This is a genomic window from Micromonospora sp. NPDC049301 (assembly GCF_040678715.1).
Lineage (GTDB): Bacteria > Actinomycetota > Actinomycetes > Mycobacteriales > Micromonosporaceae > Micromonospora.
Genome location: NZ_JBFAQO010000004.1, coordinates 536,736 through 552,355 on the forward strand (window position 1 = coordinate 536,736; position 15,620 = coordinate 552,355).

At 73.8% G+C, this 15,620-nt stretch carries 17 protein-coding genes; 10 read left to right on the forward strand and 7 right to left on the reverse strand.

Going from position 1 to position 15,620, the window contains the following annotated elements; genetic code table 11:
- Positions 1–215: 215 nt before the first annotated feature.
- On the reverse strand, positions 216–3,521 hold the full coding sequence (locus AB0K07_RS15405) for a glycosyltransferase (protein WP_363755430.1): 3,306 nt from the start codon (positions 3,519–3,521) through the stop codon (positions 216–218).
- Positions 3,522–3,526: 5 nt separating this feature from the next.
- Positions 3,527–4,114, reverse strand: coding sequence for a hypothetical protein (locus tag AB0K07_RS15410; protein ID WP_363755432.1), 588 nt, complete (start codon positions 4,112–4,114; stop codon positions 3,527–3,529).
- 403 nt (positions 4,115–4,517) lie between these two features.
- On the opposite strand from AB0K07_RS15410, the gene AB0K07_RS15415 reads away from it, so the two are divergent.
- A complete protein-coding gene (locus AB0K07_RS15415) occupies positions 4,518–5,546 on the forward strand; it encodes an aldo/keto reductase (RefSeq protein WP_363755434.1) in 1,029 nt (342 codons plus the stop codon).
- Between the two features lie 15 nt (positions 5,547–5,561).
- On the forward strand, positions 5,562–6,071 hold the full coding sequence (locus AB0K07_RS15420; protein WP_363755436.1) for a DUF664 domain-containing protein: 510 nt from the start codon (positions 5,562–5,564) through the stop codon (positions 6,069–6,071).
- Positions 6,072–6,139: 68 nt separating this feature from the next.
- Here the strand turns inward: AB0K07_RS15420 and AB0K07_RS15425 are convergent, their stop codons facing one another.
- Positions 6,140–7,336, reverse strand: a complete 1,197-nt coding sequence (locus tag AB0K07_RS15425; protein WP_363755438.1) for an MFS transporter — start codon at positions 7,334–7,336, stop codon at positions 6,140–6,142.
- Between the two features lie 65 nt (positions 7,337–7,401).
- Between AB0K07_RS15425 and AB0K07_RS15430 the strand changes: the two genes are divergently transcribed.
- The 6 genes from AB0K07_RS15430 (at position 7,402) to AB0K07_RS15455 (ending at position 10,631) form a co-directional block, all read left to right on the forward strand.
- The gene (locus tag AB0K07_RS15430) at positions 7,402–7,902 is read left to right on the forward strand and encodes a MarR family transcriptional regulator (protein WP_363755440.1); all 501 of its coding nucleotides are present in this window, start codon (positions 7,402–7,404) and stop codon (positions 7,900–7,902) included.
- 81 nt (positions 7,903–7,983) lie between these two features.
- The gene (locus tag AB0K07_RS15435; protein ID WP_363755442.1) at positions 7,984–8,499 is read left to right on the forward strand and encodes a DUF2087 domain-containing protein; all 516 of its coding nucleotides are present in this window, start codon (positions 7,984–7,986) and stop codon (positions 8,497–8,499) included.
- Between the two features lie 52 nt (positions 8,500–8,551).
- The gene (locus AB0K07_RS15440) at positions 8,552–9,028 is read left to right on the forward strand and encodes a MarR family winged helix-turn-helix transcriptional regulator (protein ID WP_363755443.1); all 477 of its coding nucleotides are present in this window, start codon (positions 8,552–8,554) and stop codon (positions 9,026–9,028) included.
- 76 nt (positions 9,029–9,104) lie between these two features.
- The gene (locus tag AB0K07_RS15445) at positions 9,105–9,527 is read left to right on the forward strand and encodes a DUF6069 family protein (RefSeq protein ID WP_363755445.1); all 423 of its coding nucleotides are present in this window, start codon (positions 9,105–9,107) and stop codon (positions 9,525–9,527) included.
- Positions 9,528–9,607: 80 nt separating this feature from the next.
- Positions 9,608–10,102 carry a GNAT family N-acetyltransferase gene (locus tag AB0K07_RS15450; protein ID WP_363755447.1) on the forward strand — a complete coding sequence of 165 codons (495 nt, stop codon included), beginning with the start codon at positions 9,608–9,610 and terminating at the stop codon, positions 10,100–10,102.
- Between the two features lie 103 nt (positions 10,103–10,205).
- Complete coding sequence (locus tag AB0K07_RS15455; protein ID WP_363755449.1) at positions 10,206–10,631, forward strand: Hsp20/alpha crystallin family protein; 426 nt, start codon at positions 10,206–10,208, stop codon at positions 10,629–10,631.
- Here AB0K07_RS15455 and AB0K07_RS15460 read toward each other — a convergent pair.
- On the reverse strand, positions 10,621–11,709 hold the full coding sequence (locus tag AB0K07_RS15460; RefSeq protein WP_363755451.1) for a WYL domain-containing protein: 1,089 nt from the start codon (positions 11,707–11,709) through the stop codon (positions 10,621–10,623). The genes AB0K07_RS15455 and AB0K07_RS15460 overlap by 11 nt on opposite strands.
- A gap of 103 nt (positions 11,710–11,812) precedes the next feature.
- Between AB0K07_RS15460 and AB0K07_RS15465 the strand changes: the two genes are divergently transcribed.
- Entirely contained in the window at positions 11,813–12,811 is a 999-nt protein-coding gene (locus AB0K07_RS15465; RefSeq protein WP_363755453.1) for a tyrosine-type recombinase/integrase, read from the forward strand.
- A 239-nt stretch (positions 12,812–13,050) separates the two neighbouring features.
- Here AB0K07_RS15465 and AB0K07_RS15470 read toward each other — a convergent pair whose 3' ends face one another.
- The 3 genes from AB0K07_RS15470 to AB0K07_RS15480 all read right to left on the reverse strand — a co-directional run bounded on the left by AB0K07_RS15470 (position 13,051) and on the right by AB0K07_RS15480 (position 14,904).
- On the reverse strand, positions 13,051–13,422 hold the full coding sequence (locus AB0K07_RS15470) for a VOC family protein (RefSeq protein WP_363755455.1): 372 nt from the start codon (positions 13,420–13,422) through the stop codon (positions 13,051–13,053).
- A gap of 62 nt (positions 13,423–13,484) precedes the next feature.
- On the reverse strand, positions 13,485–14,657 hold the full coding sequence (locus tag AB0K07_RS15475; protein WP_363755457.1) for a PQQ-binding-like beta-propeller repeat protein: 1,173 nt from the start codon (positions 14,655–14,657) through the stop codon (positions 13,485–13,487).
- 31 nt (positions 14,658–14,688) lie between these two features.
- The gene (locus AB0K07_RS15480; protein ID WP_363755459.1) at positions 14,689–14,904 is read right to left on the reverse strand and encodes a hypothetical protein; all 216 of its coding nucleotides are present in this window, start codon (positions 14,902–14,904) and stop codon (positions 14,689–14,691) included.
- Positions 14,905–15,053: 149 nt separating this feature from the next.
- On the opposite strand from AB0K07_RS15480, the gene AB0K07_RS15485 reads away from it, so the two are divergent.
- Complete coding sequence (locus AB0K07_RS15485) at positions 15,054–15,512, forward strand: hypothetical protein (RefSeq protein WP_363755461.1); 459 nt, start codon at positions 15,054–15,056, stop codon at positions 15,510–15,512.
- Positions 15,513–15,620: the final 108 nt, after the last annotated feature.

Here is a 15,620-nt window from a genome sequence, read left to right on the forward strand (position 1 = left end):
CAGAAACCTGCTGGCCCGGGCCTCGGCGACACCTCGGCGTCGCGATCGCGGCACTGTGCCTTCTGTTTGGGGGTGCCGGCACGGGCCCGTAGGAGGCGAGGCCCGTGCCGGCCGACGGTGATCACCCCCATCACCGTCTCCGCCGGCGGCGGCTCAGCCGGGCCGTGTCGTTTTCCGGCCGTGCCGTCGCGGCGTGCTGTCGCGCCGAACGACGCTCACGTCAGTACTGATGCGGGTTCGTGGCGCACTCCTGGAACGTCCCGTTCATCGGCCGCGGCGGCCCCCGCAGCCGGCTCTACCGCCCGGTCCCGCCCTGTCGTTCGCGGCGGCCGGGGCCAGGGCAGCAAGTGAGGCGACCGTCGGGCGCTGAGGTCCTCGATCCAACCGAGCGCCAGAACCAGGCCGGTGAGGAGCACCAGGGCCACCGCCAGGTAGCCCAGCTTGCCGAGTCGCCAGGCTCCGAGCAGGTCACCGACGGCGAAGCAGACCGCGATGGCGGCGTTGTGCCAGAGGTAGATGGTCAGGGCTCGGCTGTTCAACGCGGTGACCAGCCGGTCGAGTGGCCGGACCCGGGCCAGCCAGGTCATCGGTGGGGACAGCCGCAACAGCAGCAGCACGAATCCGAGCGACCAGAAGGCCTGCGCCACCGGGATGTCGTTGAGGTCGAGCCCGGCGCCCGGGTGGGTGACGAGCCAGCCGACGGCGAGTCCCAGACACAGCGCCGCCAGCGCCAGCAGGGACCGGAGTGGGAGCCGCCGCAGCTGGCCGTCGCGGTGCGCGAAGCCCAGGAGCCAGCAGGCGCCGAACGTGGCCAGGTCGCTCAGTACCGAATTCGCCGGTCCGCCCAGTGCCGGCGCCGCGGTCTGCAGCAGGACCAGACCGGCCAGCGGCGTGAGCACGGACCACACCGGCCAGCGTCGGTACAGCGTCAACACCGCGGGGGAGAGCAGCACGAACCACAGGTACGCGACGAGGTACCACAGGACACCCGTGACGTCCGCCGCCCACGCGTTGCCGGGCGGCTGCAGCACCGGGACCAGCCAGCTCAGCAGCGCCGGCCAGGCCGGGCGGTCCGACCAGCCGTGCCAGAGCATCAGGGGCAGCACCACGACGGCCAGGGCCCACAGCGCCGGTAGCAGGCGCCGGAGCCGACCGCTGACCGCCCGCTGCGGCGAGCGGTCGAGCGACCTGGCCATCAGGGAGCCACCCAGCGCGAACATCACGCCCATGGCGGGGAAGGCGAAGCTCAGCCAGGCGGCCCCGAACATGTGGTACGTGACGACCCGAGCCAGCGCCAGCGCCCGCAACGCGTCGAACCAGCGGTCACGCCCCTCGCGTCCGGCCATCGCCGGGGACACGGCGTGGCGGTTGTCGTCCACGACGTCACCGGCCCGCTTGAGCTTGCGCCAGCCCAGCCGAGCACCGGTCACCGCGGTCACCACGGACCGGGCCAGGACCACGTACATCAGCTGGCGGTAGACGAACTGCTGGATCGGTAGGGTCAGCAGCGGGCGCATCCGTTCCCGGTCGAGCCGGAAGGCCACCGCGGCGGTCGCGGCCTGCACGACCAGCATCGCCGCCCAGGCCACCGCGGTCTTCGTCGTGTCCAGGAAGAAGAGGCCATAGAGGGCGAGCAGGTCCAGCACCGGGCCGAGCAGCGGCAGCACCACGCCGAACAGGGCGAGCATCGGCAGGCCGAACCGGCCGAATCGGCCCGAGGCGCCCCGGTCGAACACCGCGCCCCGGTGCTTCCACATCGCCTGCATGGTGCCGTAACTCCACCGGTAGCGCTGCCGCCACAACTCCCGCACGGTGGCGGGTGCCTCCGTCCAGGCGCGAGCGCGGTCCTGGTACACCACCCGCCACCCGGCCCGCAGGATCGCCATGGTGATGTCGGTGTCCTCGGCCAGGGTGTCACCGCTCATCCCTCCGACGCCGACGAGGGCGCCGCGGCGGAAGGCGCCGATCGCTCCGGGGATGGTGGGGATGAAGCCCAGCCTCTCGTAGAACCGACGGTCCAGATTGAAGCCGATGACGTACTCGATGTGCTGCCACTGGCCGAGCAGCCGCCGCCGGTTGGCGACCTTGACGTTGCCGGCCACCGCTCCGATCCGCGGGTCGTTGAACGGCTCGATCAGCCGTCGGATCGCGTTCGGTTCGAAGACGGTGTCCGCGTCGACGGTCACGATGATGTCGTGCGAGGCGTACAGGAGCCCGGTGTTGAGGGCGCTGGCCTTGCCGCCGTTGGGCTTGCGGATCACCCGGACGCCGTCCAGTCCCAGCGAGTCGACGAGATCTGCCGTGCCGTCGGTCGAACCGTCGTCGACCACGATCACCTCGATGTCCCGGTGGTCGTTGGCCACCAGCGAACGGACCGTGGCGACGATTCCGGCCCGTTCGTTGTACGCGGGCACGATCACCGACACCGGTGCGTCGAAGGTGCCCCAGGGCCAGCGGTGCGCGCGTCTGCGCCGGGCGAGCCTGCCGGCGATCAGGAGCAGCAGCAGCGTCCGGGTCAGGACGAGGACCCCGACGACCACGAAGAGCAGGGCGAGCGCGCGCAGGATCGAGTCCGCCAGCCGGATCGCCCACACCACGGGGGCGGCCTGCCAGCGGTCCGCGAGCGACGTGGGGGCGTTTCCGACGAGCGGAGCGGCGCCCTGTCGTGCCCGGTTCATTCCGTCGCTGACCGTGGTGAAGGTGTAGCCGCGCGCCTGCATCATGGGGATGAACCGGTCCAGCGCCGCGATGGTCTGCGACCGGTCTCCGCCGGCGTCGTGCAGCAGCACCACGGCTCCCGCTCCGTCGGCCGGGGTCATGTTCCGCACGATCGCGTCCACGCCGGGTCGGGCCCAGTCCTCCCCGTCGAGGTCGTTCACCACCGTCAGGTAGCCGAGCCCGCCGGCCTCGCGGATCACCGGCCAGTTCGCGTCGTCGACGGCGCTGGGCAGCGAGGAGTATGGGAAGCGCAGCAGGCTGGTCCGGACGCCGGCCGCGTCCACGATCGCCATCTGGGTCTGCGCGTACTCCATCCGTTGTCGCCATCCCGGCAGCAGGCTCACGTCGGGGTGGGTGAAGGTGTGCACGCCGAGCTCGTGACCCTCCTGGACGGACCGCCGGGCCAGGTCCCGGTGCCTGGCCACCTGCGAGCCGATCACGAAGAAGGTGGCCGGGGCCCGGTGTCGGTGCAGGACGTCCAGCACCCGGGGGGTCCAGACGGGGTCCGGCCCGTCGTCGAAGGTGAGGGCGATGGTCCGCGCGGGCAGGCGGTAGGAGCGAGGTTGGTCGTACCGGGCATCGATCACCGGCCCGCCGTTGAGGACGGCGGTCGGGACGGTGCGCTGGTCCTCGGGCTCCCGCACGTGGTCGGGTCTGAAGCTGGAGTTGGCGTACGCCTCCACCAGCAGCACGCAGATCACCACCGTCACCAGGGCCGCGCAGACGAACCGGCTGGTCCCCGGGCCGATACCGGCGGGCCGACGGTCACCGGCGCGGCCGGCGGCGCGGCGGCGACGATTCATCAGGATCATCCCGTCACCGATCGCGCGAGCTCGAGCGTGATCGGCCGGGTCGCGACGGGTGTGGGGCTGGGCTCGGCCGGAGTGGACATGGTCGGCGAGGTGGTGGCGGGCGGTGTCGGGCCCTCGGGCGGCGGGGCCGGCGGCGAGGTCGGGGCCGGCGGCGAGGTCGGGGGCATCGGCGTGGCGGACGGGCGACTGGTCGGGGGTATCGGGGCAGCGGACGGGCGACTGGTCGGGACCAGATCGGCCGGTCGGCTGGGCTCGGGATCGGGCGGGTTGATCGATGGCACGGTGGTCGCCGCCGCATCGTCCGTTGCCGGTTCCGCCGCGAGTCGTGGACCATCCACGGTGTCCTCCGGCTCGGGCGTGCGGCTCGCGTACGGATCGCCGAGCAACGGTGGCGCCGCCCGAGGAGGTTCGCCGGTCCCGCCGGCGGGGTCGCGGACGGCCACCGGAGCGGGCTGCGCGGGTGCCGGCGGACCGGGGAGCAGGGCGGTCGCGGCCATCGGCAGGTAGCTCAGCGAGGCGACCGCGACCAGCACGCCCGCGCGTCGTATCCGGCGGTGGCGGATGCCGGTGGCGTCCACGAACACCGGTTCGACGGGTCGGGACAGGACAGTGGGCGGAAGGTGCCGAGGGCGACCTGGCAACCCATCGAAAGACATGTGAACAGCCACCGGTCGAGGCTATGGGGAGCTTGTCGGTGTATGTCCTGATTCACGACACAGGTTCCGGCGGATGTTTCGCCATTCGCACATCCCGAAACACAAGCTGTGACAGGCCAAACGGAATGATCGTCGGCTGAGTGGCGAAACAGGACGCCGAGTCGCAAAAAGCACCAAAGACCCCATGGGCTTCCCGAGTGGCGAAACAGGACGAACGATGCCAACGTTCCGTGGCCAGGTCGGGACCGGTCCCCCGCGAGCGGCCGCCCCCGCCGGTCGGGGCCGGGCGGCGGTGGCAGGATCGGCGAGTTCGCTCGACCGGAAGGAAGACATGCGCTATCGCACTCTGGGCGCCACCGGCACGGTGGTGTCGACCCTCTGTCTGGGCACGATGACCTTCGGCGCGGAAACCGACGAGGCGGGCAGTTTCGCCCAGCTGGACCGGTTCGTGGAGGCCGGCGGCACGTTCATCGACACCGCCGACGTCTACTCCGCCGGCGTCTCCGAGGAGATCGTCGGCCGCTGGCTCGCCGCCCGGCCCGGCCTGCGCGACCGGCTGGTCATCGCCACCAAGGGACGGTTCCCGATGGGCGCCGGGGCGAACGACGCCGGCCTGTCCCGGGTGCACCTGACCCGCGCCCTGGACGCCAGCCTCCGGCGGCTCGGGGTCGAGGCCGTCGACCTGTACCAGGCGCACGCCTGGGACCCGCTGACGCCGCTGCCGGAGACGCTGCGGTTCTTCGACGACGCGGTCCGCGCGGGCAAGATCCGCTACGCGGGCGTCAGCAACTTCACCGGTTGGCAGTTGCAGAAGGCGGCCCTGCTCACCCAGCACCTCAACCTCACCCCGATCGTGACCCTGCAACCGCAGTACAACCTGCTGGCCCGGGAGATCGAGTTCGAGCTGGTGCCGGTCTGCGAGAACGAGGGGATCGGCATCCTGCCGTGGTCGCCGCTGGGCGGCGGCTGGCTGACCGGCAAGTACCAGCGGGACAGCACCCCCACCGGCGCCACCCGCCTCGGCGAGAACCCGCAGCGGGGCGTCGAGGCGTACGCGGGCCGCAACGCCCAGGAGCGCACCTGGCGGGTGATCGACGCGGTCGGCCAGGTGGCCGCCGAACGCGGCGTGTCCATGTCGGCGGTGGCGCTGGCCTGGCTGGCGGCTCGCCCGGCGGTCACCTCGGTGATCCTCGGGGCGCGCACCACGGAGCAGCTCGACGACAACCTGACCGCCGCCGACCTGGTCCTCGACGCGGAGCAGACCCGGTTGCTGGACGAGGCGAGCGCGCCGCCGGTGGGTGACTACCCGTACGGCCAGGCCGGTGTGCGGCAGCGCGGCCGAGACCTGCCCACGGGCTGACCGCACAATGAGCCGATGACCACGCCTTTCCCCGAGCCGACGAGCCCCGCCGGCAGCCGCACCGAGGTCTTCCTGCGCTACCTGGACTACTTCCGCGAGTCCGTGTTGACCAAGGTGTCGGCGCTGGCGGAGTCGGAGCTACGGCGCAGCGCCCTGCCGTCGGGATGGACCCCGTTGGAGATGCTCAAGCACCTGCGGTACGTCGAGCTGCGCTGGATCGAGTGGGGCTTCCAGGGGCGGGAGGTCGCCGAGCCGTGGGGTGACCGCCGCGGGGAGCGCTGGTACGTCGCCCCCGAGGAGACCCGCTCGGACCTGGTGGCGGCGTTGCGGGCGCAGGGCGCGCACACCAGCGTGGTGGTGACGGCGCACGACCTGGCGGAGGTCGGCGCGCCGGGCCCGCGATGGAACGGCGCCGACCCGGCGTCGCTGGAGCGGGTGCTGTTGCACCTGCTCCAGGAGTACGCCCGCCACCTCGGCCACCTCGACGTCGTGACCGAACTGGCCGGCGGTCCGACCGGCGAGTGACCCCGCGATACCGGCCGGGCCCGCACACCGCCTCGGCGGTGCGTGGTGCCCGGCCGGTCCGGGATGGATCACGTCGTCGGCCAGGTGAGGCGGCGTACGCCGGGGACCAGCGCGGTGCCGGCGCACGCGGTCAGGACCAGCAGGCCGGCGACGGCCAGCGGTACGGATGCCCCGAAGGCGTCGGCGGCCAGCGGCGCCAGGGCGTAGCCCAGCGGCATCGCGCCCAGGGACACCAGCCAGTCGTACGAGGTGACCCGGGCCAGGACCTCGGGCGGGAACTGGTGCTGCACGACGGTCTCCCAGACCGGGTTGAGGTAACCGAGGGCGGTCAGCGCGACCCCGTACGCGACGATCACCGCCGGGGCGGGCGCCGCGACGGCGAGCAGCAGCAGTGGCGCGGCGTAGCTGGCCAGCCCGAGGTTGGCCAGCAGCACCGGCCGGCGCAGCCGGACCCGCCCGGCCAGCAGCGAGCCGGCGAGCATGCCGATCGCGCCGGCCTGCAGGAGCAGCACCCAGGTCGCCTCGCCGCCGAGGCGGTCCAGGGCGATGGCCGGCCCGAGGGTCATCAGCACGGCGGCGGCGCCGTTCCACAGGCCGTGACCGATCAGGCTGGTCCAGAACCAGTCCCGGGCCCGGACCTCGCCGAAGCCGTGCCGCAGGTCGGCGAGGACGGAACGGCGGGGCACCGGCACGTGGCGCACCCGGAGCAGCGCGAGCAGTGTGGCGCTGACCGCGAACGACGTGCTGTCGATGATGAACGCCCAGCCTGGGCCGGCGGCCCAGATCAGAGCGCCGGCCAGCGCCGGCCCGGCGAGCCGGCTGGTGTTGGCGGTGATTCCCATCAGGGCGTTGGCCCGTTGCCGGGCGGCCTGCTCGACGGTGCCGGCGACCAGCGGGGAGGCGGTCGGGATGGCGAACGCCGAGGCGGTGCCGCCGAACGCGGAGGCGACCACGATGGTGGCCAGCGACGGGTCGCCGCCGAGCAGCTCCACGCCGACCGCGAGCTGCGTCGCGCAGCGGACCAGGTCGGCCAGCAGGGCGACCCGGCGGGCGTCGAAGCGGTCGGCGACGACGCCGCCGAGGGGCAGCAGGAGCAGCCGGGGAACCATCGCCGCGGCGAGGACGACGGCGAGCGCGCCGGTGGAGTCGGTGGCCCGCAGCACGGCCAGAGCCAGGGCGGCGGGCACCACGGCGTCGCCGACCGCGGAGACGGTGCGGCCCAGGAACAGCAGCCGGAAGGAGCGGGTACGCAGGGGGGAGGTCACCGCCACACGATAATTCGACGTCGAATATTTCGGCAATGAATATTTCGATGCGGTAAGCTCTGCCGATGACCACCACCCCCGACTCCGTCGACCGGCACGTCGAGCGTTGGCTGCCCGTCCTGCCCGACCTCGACCCCGACGTCGAGGGGGCGGTGACCCGGATGGGCGTCCTCACCCGGCACCTGCGCACGGTCAAGGAGCGGGTCCTGGTGGACTTCGACCTGCCCGCGCACGAGTACGACACCCTGCACGCACTCGCCGGCCGGCAGGGCCGTGCCGCGCCCTCGGAACTCGCGGCGGATCTCGCGATGGCGCCCGCCTCGATCACCGCGCGGGTCGACAGCCTGGTCGCCCGGGGCTTCGTGCGGCGGACCCCGTCCACAGTCGACCGGCGCAGGATCGACGTGGAACTCACCGACGCCGGCCGGGCCGCGTGGCACGGGGCGATGGACGTCCGGGGCGCCGAGGAGCACCGACTGCTCGGCGCGCTCACCCGGGCGGAGCGGCGGCTGCTCTCCGACCTGCTGCGCCGGGTGCTGCTCGTCGCGGAGCAGCCGACCGACTGAGCCGCGGGCAGCGGTGGCGGAGGCGACCGCGCCGGAAAATCGCCTGGCGGCCGGCGTACCCCCGATGGGAGGGTGACTGGCATGACAGCGGAAGCTCTCGCCGGCGCCCTGGCCGACGACGGACGCCGGCGGGTCTTCGCGGCCATCGTGCTCGGTGCGGCCAGCGCGGCCCAGATCGCCGAGCGGGCCGACCTGCCGGCGCGGACGGTGCTCACCGGCATCCGCCGGCTCACCGACGCGGGCCTGGTGACCGGCCCCGACGGCGCGCTCGCGGCCGACGAGGCGTCGCTGCGGGCGTCGGCGCGCGAACGCCGCCCGGCCGACGATGCCGCGCCGGCCGAGGACCCGGTGCTGCGGACGTTCCTGCGCGCCGGTGCGCTGGTGGGCCTGCCGGCGCAACGCGGCCGCCGGCGGGTGCTGCTGGCGCACATCGCCCAGACGTCGTTCGAGCCGGGGACGCGCTACCCCGAGCGGGCCGTGGACGAGGCGCTCAAGCCGTGGTGCGCCGCCGGCGGCTCGGACCACGCCACGCTGCGGCGCTACCTGATCGACGAGCAGCTGCTCACCCGCGAGCACGGCATCTACCAACGGCCCTGATCGTCCGGGTCGCGAACCGTCCCGTCGCGGAGCATCTTGTTAGCCTCCCTGCATGACCTCCTGCTCGCCCGCCGACGGCCCACCCGACCTGTTGTTCCTGCTCTCCTGGGCGAGCCACGCGCTCCAGACCGCGCACGCCGCCGGCCTGGCCGAGCTGGGCATCTCACCGCGCGCGCACTACGTGTTGGCGCAGGCCCGCACGGGTGACCTGACCCAGCGGCAGATCGGTGAACGCTGCGGTGTGGACAAGACCACCATGGTCGTCACGCTCGACCAGCTGGAGCGGGCCGGCCTGGCCGAGCGTCGCCCGGCCCCGACGGATCGGCGGGCCCGGCTCGTGGCGGTGACGCCGGCGGGGGAGCAGGTGCTCATGCGGGCACAGGACGTCGTGCGCCGCATCCAGGACGACCTCCTCGCCACCCTGCCCGAGCAGGACCGGGAGGCGTTCCTGCGGGCGCTCACCGCACTGGTCAGCGGCCCTCTGGCGAACACCTCCCCGTACGCGCCCGGCGGTCGTTCCGGATGCTAGTTCCGAAGAAGATAGTCTCGTGCGGGACTATCTGATACGGTCACACTCGTTCGTACCCCCGACCGAGGAGTCCGTCATGAGCGCGACCGCCGAACCATCCGTCACCACCGCCACCACCACGTCGTCACTGCGCCGCCGCGCCCTCGGCGTCGCCGCCGCCGTCCTGGCCTGCCTGGTCATCTGGGGAATCGGCGAGGCGGCCGGGGTCGACTACACCGTCGAGAGCCCGGGGCAGCCCGCCGTGGTCATCGGGCCCGGCGAGATCTTCGGGATCGCCCTCGGCGCGGCCCTGCTGGGCTGGGCGGCACTGGCCCTGCTGGAGCGGTTCGTCGCGCGCACCGCCCGCCTCATCTGGATCTCGCTGGCCGTCCTGGTGACACTGCTGTCCTTCGTGCCGCTGGTCGGCACCGAGGCCACCGCCGGCGCCAAGGTGTCCCTCGGTGCGATGCACGTGGCCGTGGCGGCCGCGCTGATCGCCCTGCTGCCGCGCCGCCGGTAGCGTCCCGGGCCGCCGGCGCCCATCCGCAGCCGGCGGCCCGGACGGCGGAAATCCGTTGACCGGGCACTGATGATCGACAGGTGACCAGCGCGCTCCGACCCACCTGGGCGACCACCACCGTCCGCCCCGACCAGCCCGACGCGGCACTGCTGCTCCGCGAGTACATGACGGAGATGGTGGTCCGCTACCACCGCCGCCCGGCCCGCACCGGGGAGGTCGACGAGGCGCTGGCCGAGATGCCCAGCGACGACCTGACGGACCCGACCGGCGTGCTGGTGCTCGCCCACCACGGTGCGGACCTGGCCGGTTGTGCCGGGCTGCGATGGTGGCCGGACTGGGCCGAGCTGACCCGGGTGTTCATCCGCCCCGCCCATCGTGGCGCCGGCGGGGGCACCGCGCTGTTGGCCGCCGTCGAGCAGCGGGCACGGGCGGCCGGGGTGGACCGGATCCGGCTGGACACCCGTGACGACCTGGTCGAGGCCCGCGCCCTGTACGCCCGGCACGGCTACGTCGAGATCCCGGCGTACTCCCAGGGCCCGTACGCCGACCACTGGTTCGAGAAGCGGCTTCGCTGAGGGCTTGACGACCGCCGTCAGTCGCGCTAAATACAGAGGAGGAACTTGAGTCATCCCGACTCAAGTCATCACCTTCGGCCAGGAGAACCGAGGAGGCACGACAATGTTGATGCGTACCGACCCGTTCCGCGAGGTGGACCGGCTCGCCGAGCAGTTCTTCGGTACGGCGGCCCGTCCCGCGATGATGCACCTGGACGCCTACCGCGACGGGGACCACTTCTACGCCGCGTTCGACCTGCCCGGCGTCGACCCGGACACCATCGATTGCACCGTGGAGCGCAACGTGCTCACCGTCCGGGCCGAGCGGCGCCGGCCGACCGGCGACGGTGTCGAACTGGTCGCCGCCGAACGCCCCATGGGCACCTTCACCCGGCGGCTGTTCCTGGGCGACACCCTGGACACCGACAAGCTCGAGGCGGGCTACGACAACGGGGTGCTGACGCTGCGCATCCCGGTCGCCGAGCGCGCCAAGCCCCGCCGGGTGACCATCAGCGCCAACGGCAACGGACGCCGGCAGATCAACGCCTGACGGATGGTCGGGGCGGGCCGAGGGTCGCGCCCGGCCCGCCCCGAGCATCACCCGCCGCCGCGGAGTCCTCCGTCGCGGCCGCGACCAGGGCTTCCCCGGCGACGGTCGGCGGATAGAGCGCGGCGAGCGCGTGGGCGGTGCCGGCGAGACGTTCCCGCAGCTCGGCCGGCGCGAGCACCTCCACCTGCGCGCCGAGCTTGAGCAGCTCGACGTGACCGTGCCGGACCGACTCGATCGGCACGGTGGTGACCAGCCAGCCGTCCGCGTCCGGCGCACCGGCGGCGTCGCGCGCCGCCCGGCTCATCGCGGGTGGGAAGAGGTGCACCGTCTGCGCCAGCGCCGCCTCCGTCATTCGTACCCGCGCCTCGGCGCGGTAGACGCCGCGCTCGTAGCGTTCGGTGTGCTCCTGCCAGGACACCGCCAGGTCGAACCCGGCCGGTCGGTCGGCGGGTTCGTCCAGCACGGTCAGGTCCAGGATGGCGCCCACCCGGTAGGTGCGTACCTGTCCGGCCGCCGCGGCGACCAGGTACCACCGGCCGGCCTTGAGCACCACGCCGAGCGGGTCGAGGGTGCGGGTCACGTCCCGGGGTTGCTGCCACCGCCGGTAGCGCACCCGGATGCGGCGGTCCTCCCAGACCGCGCCCGCCAGGGCGGCCAGGTGCGGTGTGGGCTCGGGTTCACGGAACCAGCTCGGCGCGTCCAGGTGGAACCGTTGCCGGATCCGTCCGCCCCGGTCGGCGAGGTCGGTCGGCAGCGCGGCCCGCAGCTTGAGCTCGGCGTTGGCCAGCACCGACCCCAGGCCCAGCTCGGCGGCCGGGCCGGGCACGCCGGCCAGGAACAGCGCCTCGGCCTCGCCGGCGGTGAGACCGGTCAGCCGCGTGCGGTAACCGTCGAGCAGCCGGTACCCGCCGGCCGGGCCGCGCTCGGCGTACACCGGCACACCGGCGGCGCCCAACGACTCCACGTCCCGGTACACCGTCCGGACCGACACCTCCAGGGCCTCGGACAGCTCGGCAGCGGTCATCCGCCCCCGCGTCTGCAGGAGCAGCAGCAGGGAGACCAGGCGGCTGGCACGCACCGCCCGACGGTAACCGGCACGGCGGGCCCCGACACCGTCCGGGGGCCGGTGGCCTCGGCGCGCCTTCCCGGCGAACCCACCCGGAGCTGAGAGTCTTTTTCACATGGTGTCCTCCGACGCTCCGGTGCTCGCCCGTCCGACGGCCCGACCCGCCCTCCCCGACGGGCCGGTCGACGTCACCGAGGCGTGGCTGCGCAACCGCCGGTTGTCCGAGCACACCCGCGACGCCTACCGGCGCGACGTCACCGGCTGGCTCAGCTGGTGCGCCGCCCGGGAGCTGGACCCGCTGCGGGCCAACTTCCTGCACGTCAACGAGTACGCCCGGGTGCTGGAATCCACCCTCGGCGCCCGCAGCGGCCGGCCGCTGACCCCCGCCACCGTGGCGCGCCGGCTCTCCGCCCTGTCCAGCTGGTACGACTTCCTCGTCAAGCTCGGCGCGGTGCCGGCCAACCCGGTCGCCGGTGCGGACCGGCCGCGCATCGACCGGGACCACTCCGCCACCGTCGGGCTCACCCCGGAGGAGGTGGACGCGCTGCTCAGCGCCGCCGACGCGGACACCGGCCCGACGGCCGCCCGCAACCGGGCCGCGCTCGCGCTGCTGGCCGACCTGGGTCTGCGCGTCGGTGAGCTGATCTCACTGGACCTGACCGACCTGGGCACCGAACGCGGGCACCGCAGCGTGCGCTTCGTCGGCAAGGGCGGCAAGCAACGCCGCCGCGCACTCACCCCCGGCACCGGGCACGCGGTGGACGCCTACCTGGCCCAGCGGGCCGCCGCCACCGGCGTGCCGGTGCCGCAGCTGACCGGCCCGCTGCTGGTCACCGCCAGCGGCGCCCGGCTGGACCGGCACTCGGTGTTCCGGATGGTCCGCCGGCTGGCCCGGGCCGCCGGCATCCCGGCCTGGGCGAGGCTCTCCCCGCACTCGCTGCGGCACGCCTTCGCCACGACCGCCCGCTCGGAGGGCGTCCCGCTGGAGGACGTGCAGGACGCCATGGGGCACGCCGACCCCCGGACGACCCGGCGCTACGACCGCGACCGGCACAACCTCGACCGCGACCCGGCGTACGTGGTGTGGGCGGCCCGGTCCCGCCGGCGCGGCTGAGCGTCGTACCCCCGCCCTACCGTCGGTGGATGAGACACGGTCTGGAGCTTCCCTGCGGCGGCGCCTCCGTCACGGTGTCCACCCTGGTCGAGCTGGGTGAGCTCGCCGAGCGCGCCGGATGGGACGGTGTGTTCCTGGAGGACTACCTCATCCACTACTCCGGCGACGACCCGTCCACGTACGACCCGTGGCTGGTGCTCACGGCCGGGACGTACCCCAGCCCTGCGGGCGGTGAGCCCTCAGCCCTGGGGGCGGGGGCAGATGCAGAAGGGCTGCCCGATCGGGTCGATGAGCACCACCCACCGGTCGCCGCCGGGCTGGAACTCCGGCTTCGACGCGCCGGCGTCGACCAGGTCCTTCTCCGCGACCGCCACATCGTCCACGTAGAGGTCGAGGTGGTAGCGCTTGCCGCCGGCCGGGTCCGGCCAGGACGGCGGCCGGTAACCCTCGACCAGCCCGAAGCCGATCGAGACACCACCGCCATTGATCATGGCGTACTCGGCTTGACTGTGGGTGATCTCCCAGCCCAGGGCCCGGTGGTAGAACGCGGCATGCGCGGCCGGGTCGGAGCTGTCCAGGCTGACCATCGCGAGGTCGGCGGTTGTCGTCATGCGGGCAGTCTGCCCCACGTACCTGCCAACCAGTGTCAGGTACGTCGGCGTTTCCCAGCCGGTCAGCGCGGGTCGATCGGCCAGATCGTGACCCGGTCGGCACCGCCACGGCAGAGCAGCCCGCTGCCGACCCGCCGGCAGTCGTTCACCCCCGCGGGGAGCACACCGCGCACCCGGGGACCGTCCCGGCCCACCGTCGCGACCAGGGTGCGTTCGCCGTCCGCCGCCGCCCCGAGCAGCACCAGCGGCTCGGCGCCGGGCCCTGCGCCCGCAACGGTGCGCCACCGCACGCCGTCCGGCCAGGCCCAGCGGATCTCGCCGGAGGTGGCGTCGACCGCCCACCGGCCGCGCTCGTCCTGCCCGCAGACCAGGCCCTGGCAGGCCCGCAGGGTCACCTCACCCGGCTCGACCGGCACCTGCCAGCGTCGCGCCAGCCCCGGCAGGTCGTACCCGGTCAGCGCCGCGCCGGTGTCGCTCGGGTGGCGCAGCACCAGGTGCGCGCCGATGACCTGAGGGTTGTCGGGGCCGTAGTCGGCCGGTGGCAGCCAGCCCTGCCCGTGGACCGTGCCGTCGCGGGCGTCGAGCAGCCGGGCCAGCCCGTCGTCCTGCACCAGCAGCACCCGCCCGGGCGGGTCGGGCAGCACCTCCAGCACGGCGGTGGACGGCACCGGCACCGACCAGCGGGTGGCGCCGGTGGCCGGGTCGACGCCGAGCACGGTGCCCTCGACCCGCCGCCCCGGGCCGGAGGCGCTGCGGACCTCGCTCACCGCGACCGCCGCGTCGCCGGCCGCGTACACCCGCTCGGGTCGTCGCCACAGCGGCTCGCCGGTGCGCAGCGACCGTGCCGTGGTGGCCGTCGGCCGGCGAACCTGGTCGCGTTCGACGACCAGCAGCAGGTCACCGGCGGCCTCGGCGGACCACCCGGTGGCCGGTGGCACCGCGACCCGCCACCGGGCCGGGCGGTGCGGCGCCGCAGCGTCGTAGGCGCTCAGCGTCGGCGGGTCGCTGCCCGGATCGACGACCAGCAGCAACGGGCCCGCGCTGAGCAGGGTCGCCCGGCCGGGCAGCGCCGGCCCGGGCCGGGCCGACAGGTGTACGGGTGCGGCGGCGCCGCCGAGCAGGGCGCACGCCACCAGCAGCAGGGCCACCCGCCACCGCCGGGACACCGCCACCGGCAGGGTGTGGTCGTCCAGGGGTGCTCCCCGGGCGTCGTCCAGCTCGATCAGTGTCGACATCGGTGCTCATCCGCCCACTCGCGCCGGCCGGTCAGCAGAGCAGGTCCAGGTGGTGGTGGGCGTCCTCGGCGATCTCCTCGTGCCGCAGCCCGCGCCGCGCCCACAGCCGGGCCGCCAACTCCGCCTGCTCGTCGCCCCACGCGGCGTGCCCGGCCGGGCCGAGGTGACGCTCCAGCCAGGACCGCAGCAGGGCGTGACCGGCGTACGGGTCGGCGGGGGGTGGTACCGGCTGTACGAAGCGGCTCATCGATCGGCTCCCTGGCACTGCCTTGGGGGTGTGCGACGACGGTAGACGATCCGCGGCCGCCGCGAACAGGGGCAGAACCGCGCGCCGGGCGCGGCCAGTTTTCGACTTGTCGTACCTCTCCGCGACGGTGTTCTCTACGGTCGGTAGTCGTGGGTGCCGGCCAGCCGTACAGCCGACCGGCCCGGCGGCGCCGCCCGATGCGTACCGGGCTGGCCTTCGCCGGGATCGGCGTGGCGCTGTGCTGCGTCGGGGTGGCCGGGCTGGGCGCGTGGAACCTGCAGACCGTCCGCCAGGCCGCCGGCCCGATCCGGGAGACCGCCGACGGTTTCCTCAACGAGGTGACCCTCGGCGACACCGACGGCGCGTACGAGCGGCTCTGCGCGGACGCGCGCAGCCGGTGGAGCCCGGTCGGCTTCACCAGTTGGGTGCGCACCCCGCCGATGGTCAGCGACTACGAGATCACCGACGTGTCGGTGACGACCCGCAGTGGGCGGCCACACGGCACGGTGACGGTGAAGGTGACGCGCGACGGCGGGATCAGTGAGGAACGCCGCCTGCCGGTGGTCCGCGAAGGCGGCGACTGGCGGGTGTGCGGTGACCCGTTCTGAGCCGCCGGCCATCGAGCCGGTACGCCCGCACCTGCTCCGCGAGCGGCGGGGTGGAGCCGACCACGTCGACCGACCGTCGCGGTCATCGTGGCCGACTGGTTCCGGGTC

Bases quoted from the DNA above. Each gene is read 5' to 3' on its own strand.
- AB0K07_RS15405 (WP_363755430.1), bottom strand. From the start codon at position 3,521: ATGAATCGTCGCCGCCGCGCCGCCGGCCGCGCCGGTGACCGTCGGCCC.
- AB0K07_RS15415 (WP_363755434.1), top strand. From the start codon at position 4,518: ATGCGCTATCGCACTCTGGGCGCCACCGGCACGGTGGTGTCGACCCTC.
- AB0K07_RS15420 (WP_363755436.1), top strand. From the start codon at position 5,562: ATGACCACGCCTTTCCCCGAGCCGACGAGCCCCGCCGGCAGCCGCACC.
- AB0K07_RS15430 (WP_363755440.1), top strand. From the start codon at position 7,402: ATGACCACCACCCCCGACTCCGTCGACCGGCACGTCGAGCGTTGGCTG.
- AB0K07_RS15435 (WP_363755442.1), top strand. From the start codon at position 7,984: ATGACAGCGGAAGCTCTCGCCGGCGCCCTGGCCGACGACGGACGCCGG.
- AB0K07_RS15440 (WP_363755443.1), top strand. From the start codon at position 8,552: ATGACCTCCTGCTCGCCCGCCGACGGCCCACCCGACCTGTTGTTCCTG.
- AB0K07_RS15445 (WP_363755445.1), top strand. From the start codon at position 9,105: ATGAGCGCGACCGCCGAACCATCCGTCACCACCGCCACCACCACGTCG.
- AB0K07_RS15455 (WP_363755449.1), top strand. From the start codon at position 10,206: ATGTTGATGCGTACCGACCCGTTCCGCGAGGTGGACCGGCTCGCCGAG.
- AB0K07_RS15465 (WP_363755453.1), top strand. From the start codon at position 11,813: ATGGTGTCCTCCGACGCTCCGGTGCTCGCCCGTCCGACGGCCCGACCC.
- AB0K07_RS15470 (WP_363755455.1), bottom strand. From the start codon at position 13,422: ATGACGACAACCGCCGACCTCGCGATGGTCAGCCTGGACAGCTCCGAC.
- AB0K07_RS15475 (WP_363755457.1), bottom strand. From the start codon at position 14,657: ATGTCGACACTGATCGAGCTGGACGACGCCCGGGGAGCACCCCTGGAC.
- AB0K07_RS15480 (WP_363755459.1), bottom strand. From the start codon at position 14,904: ATGAGCCGCTTCGTACAGCCGGTACCACCCCCCGCCGACCCGTACGCC.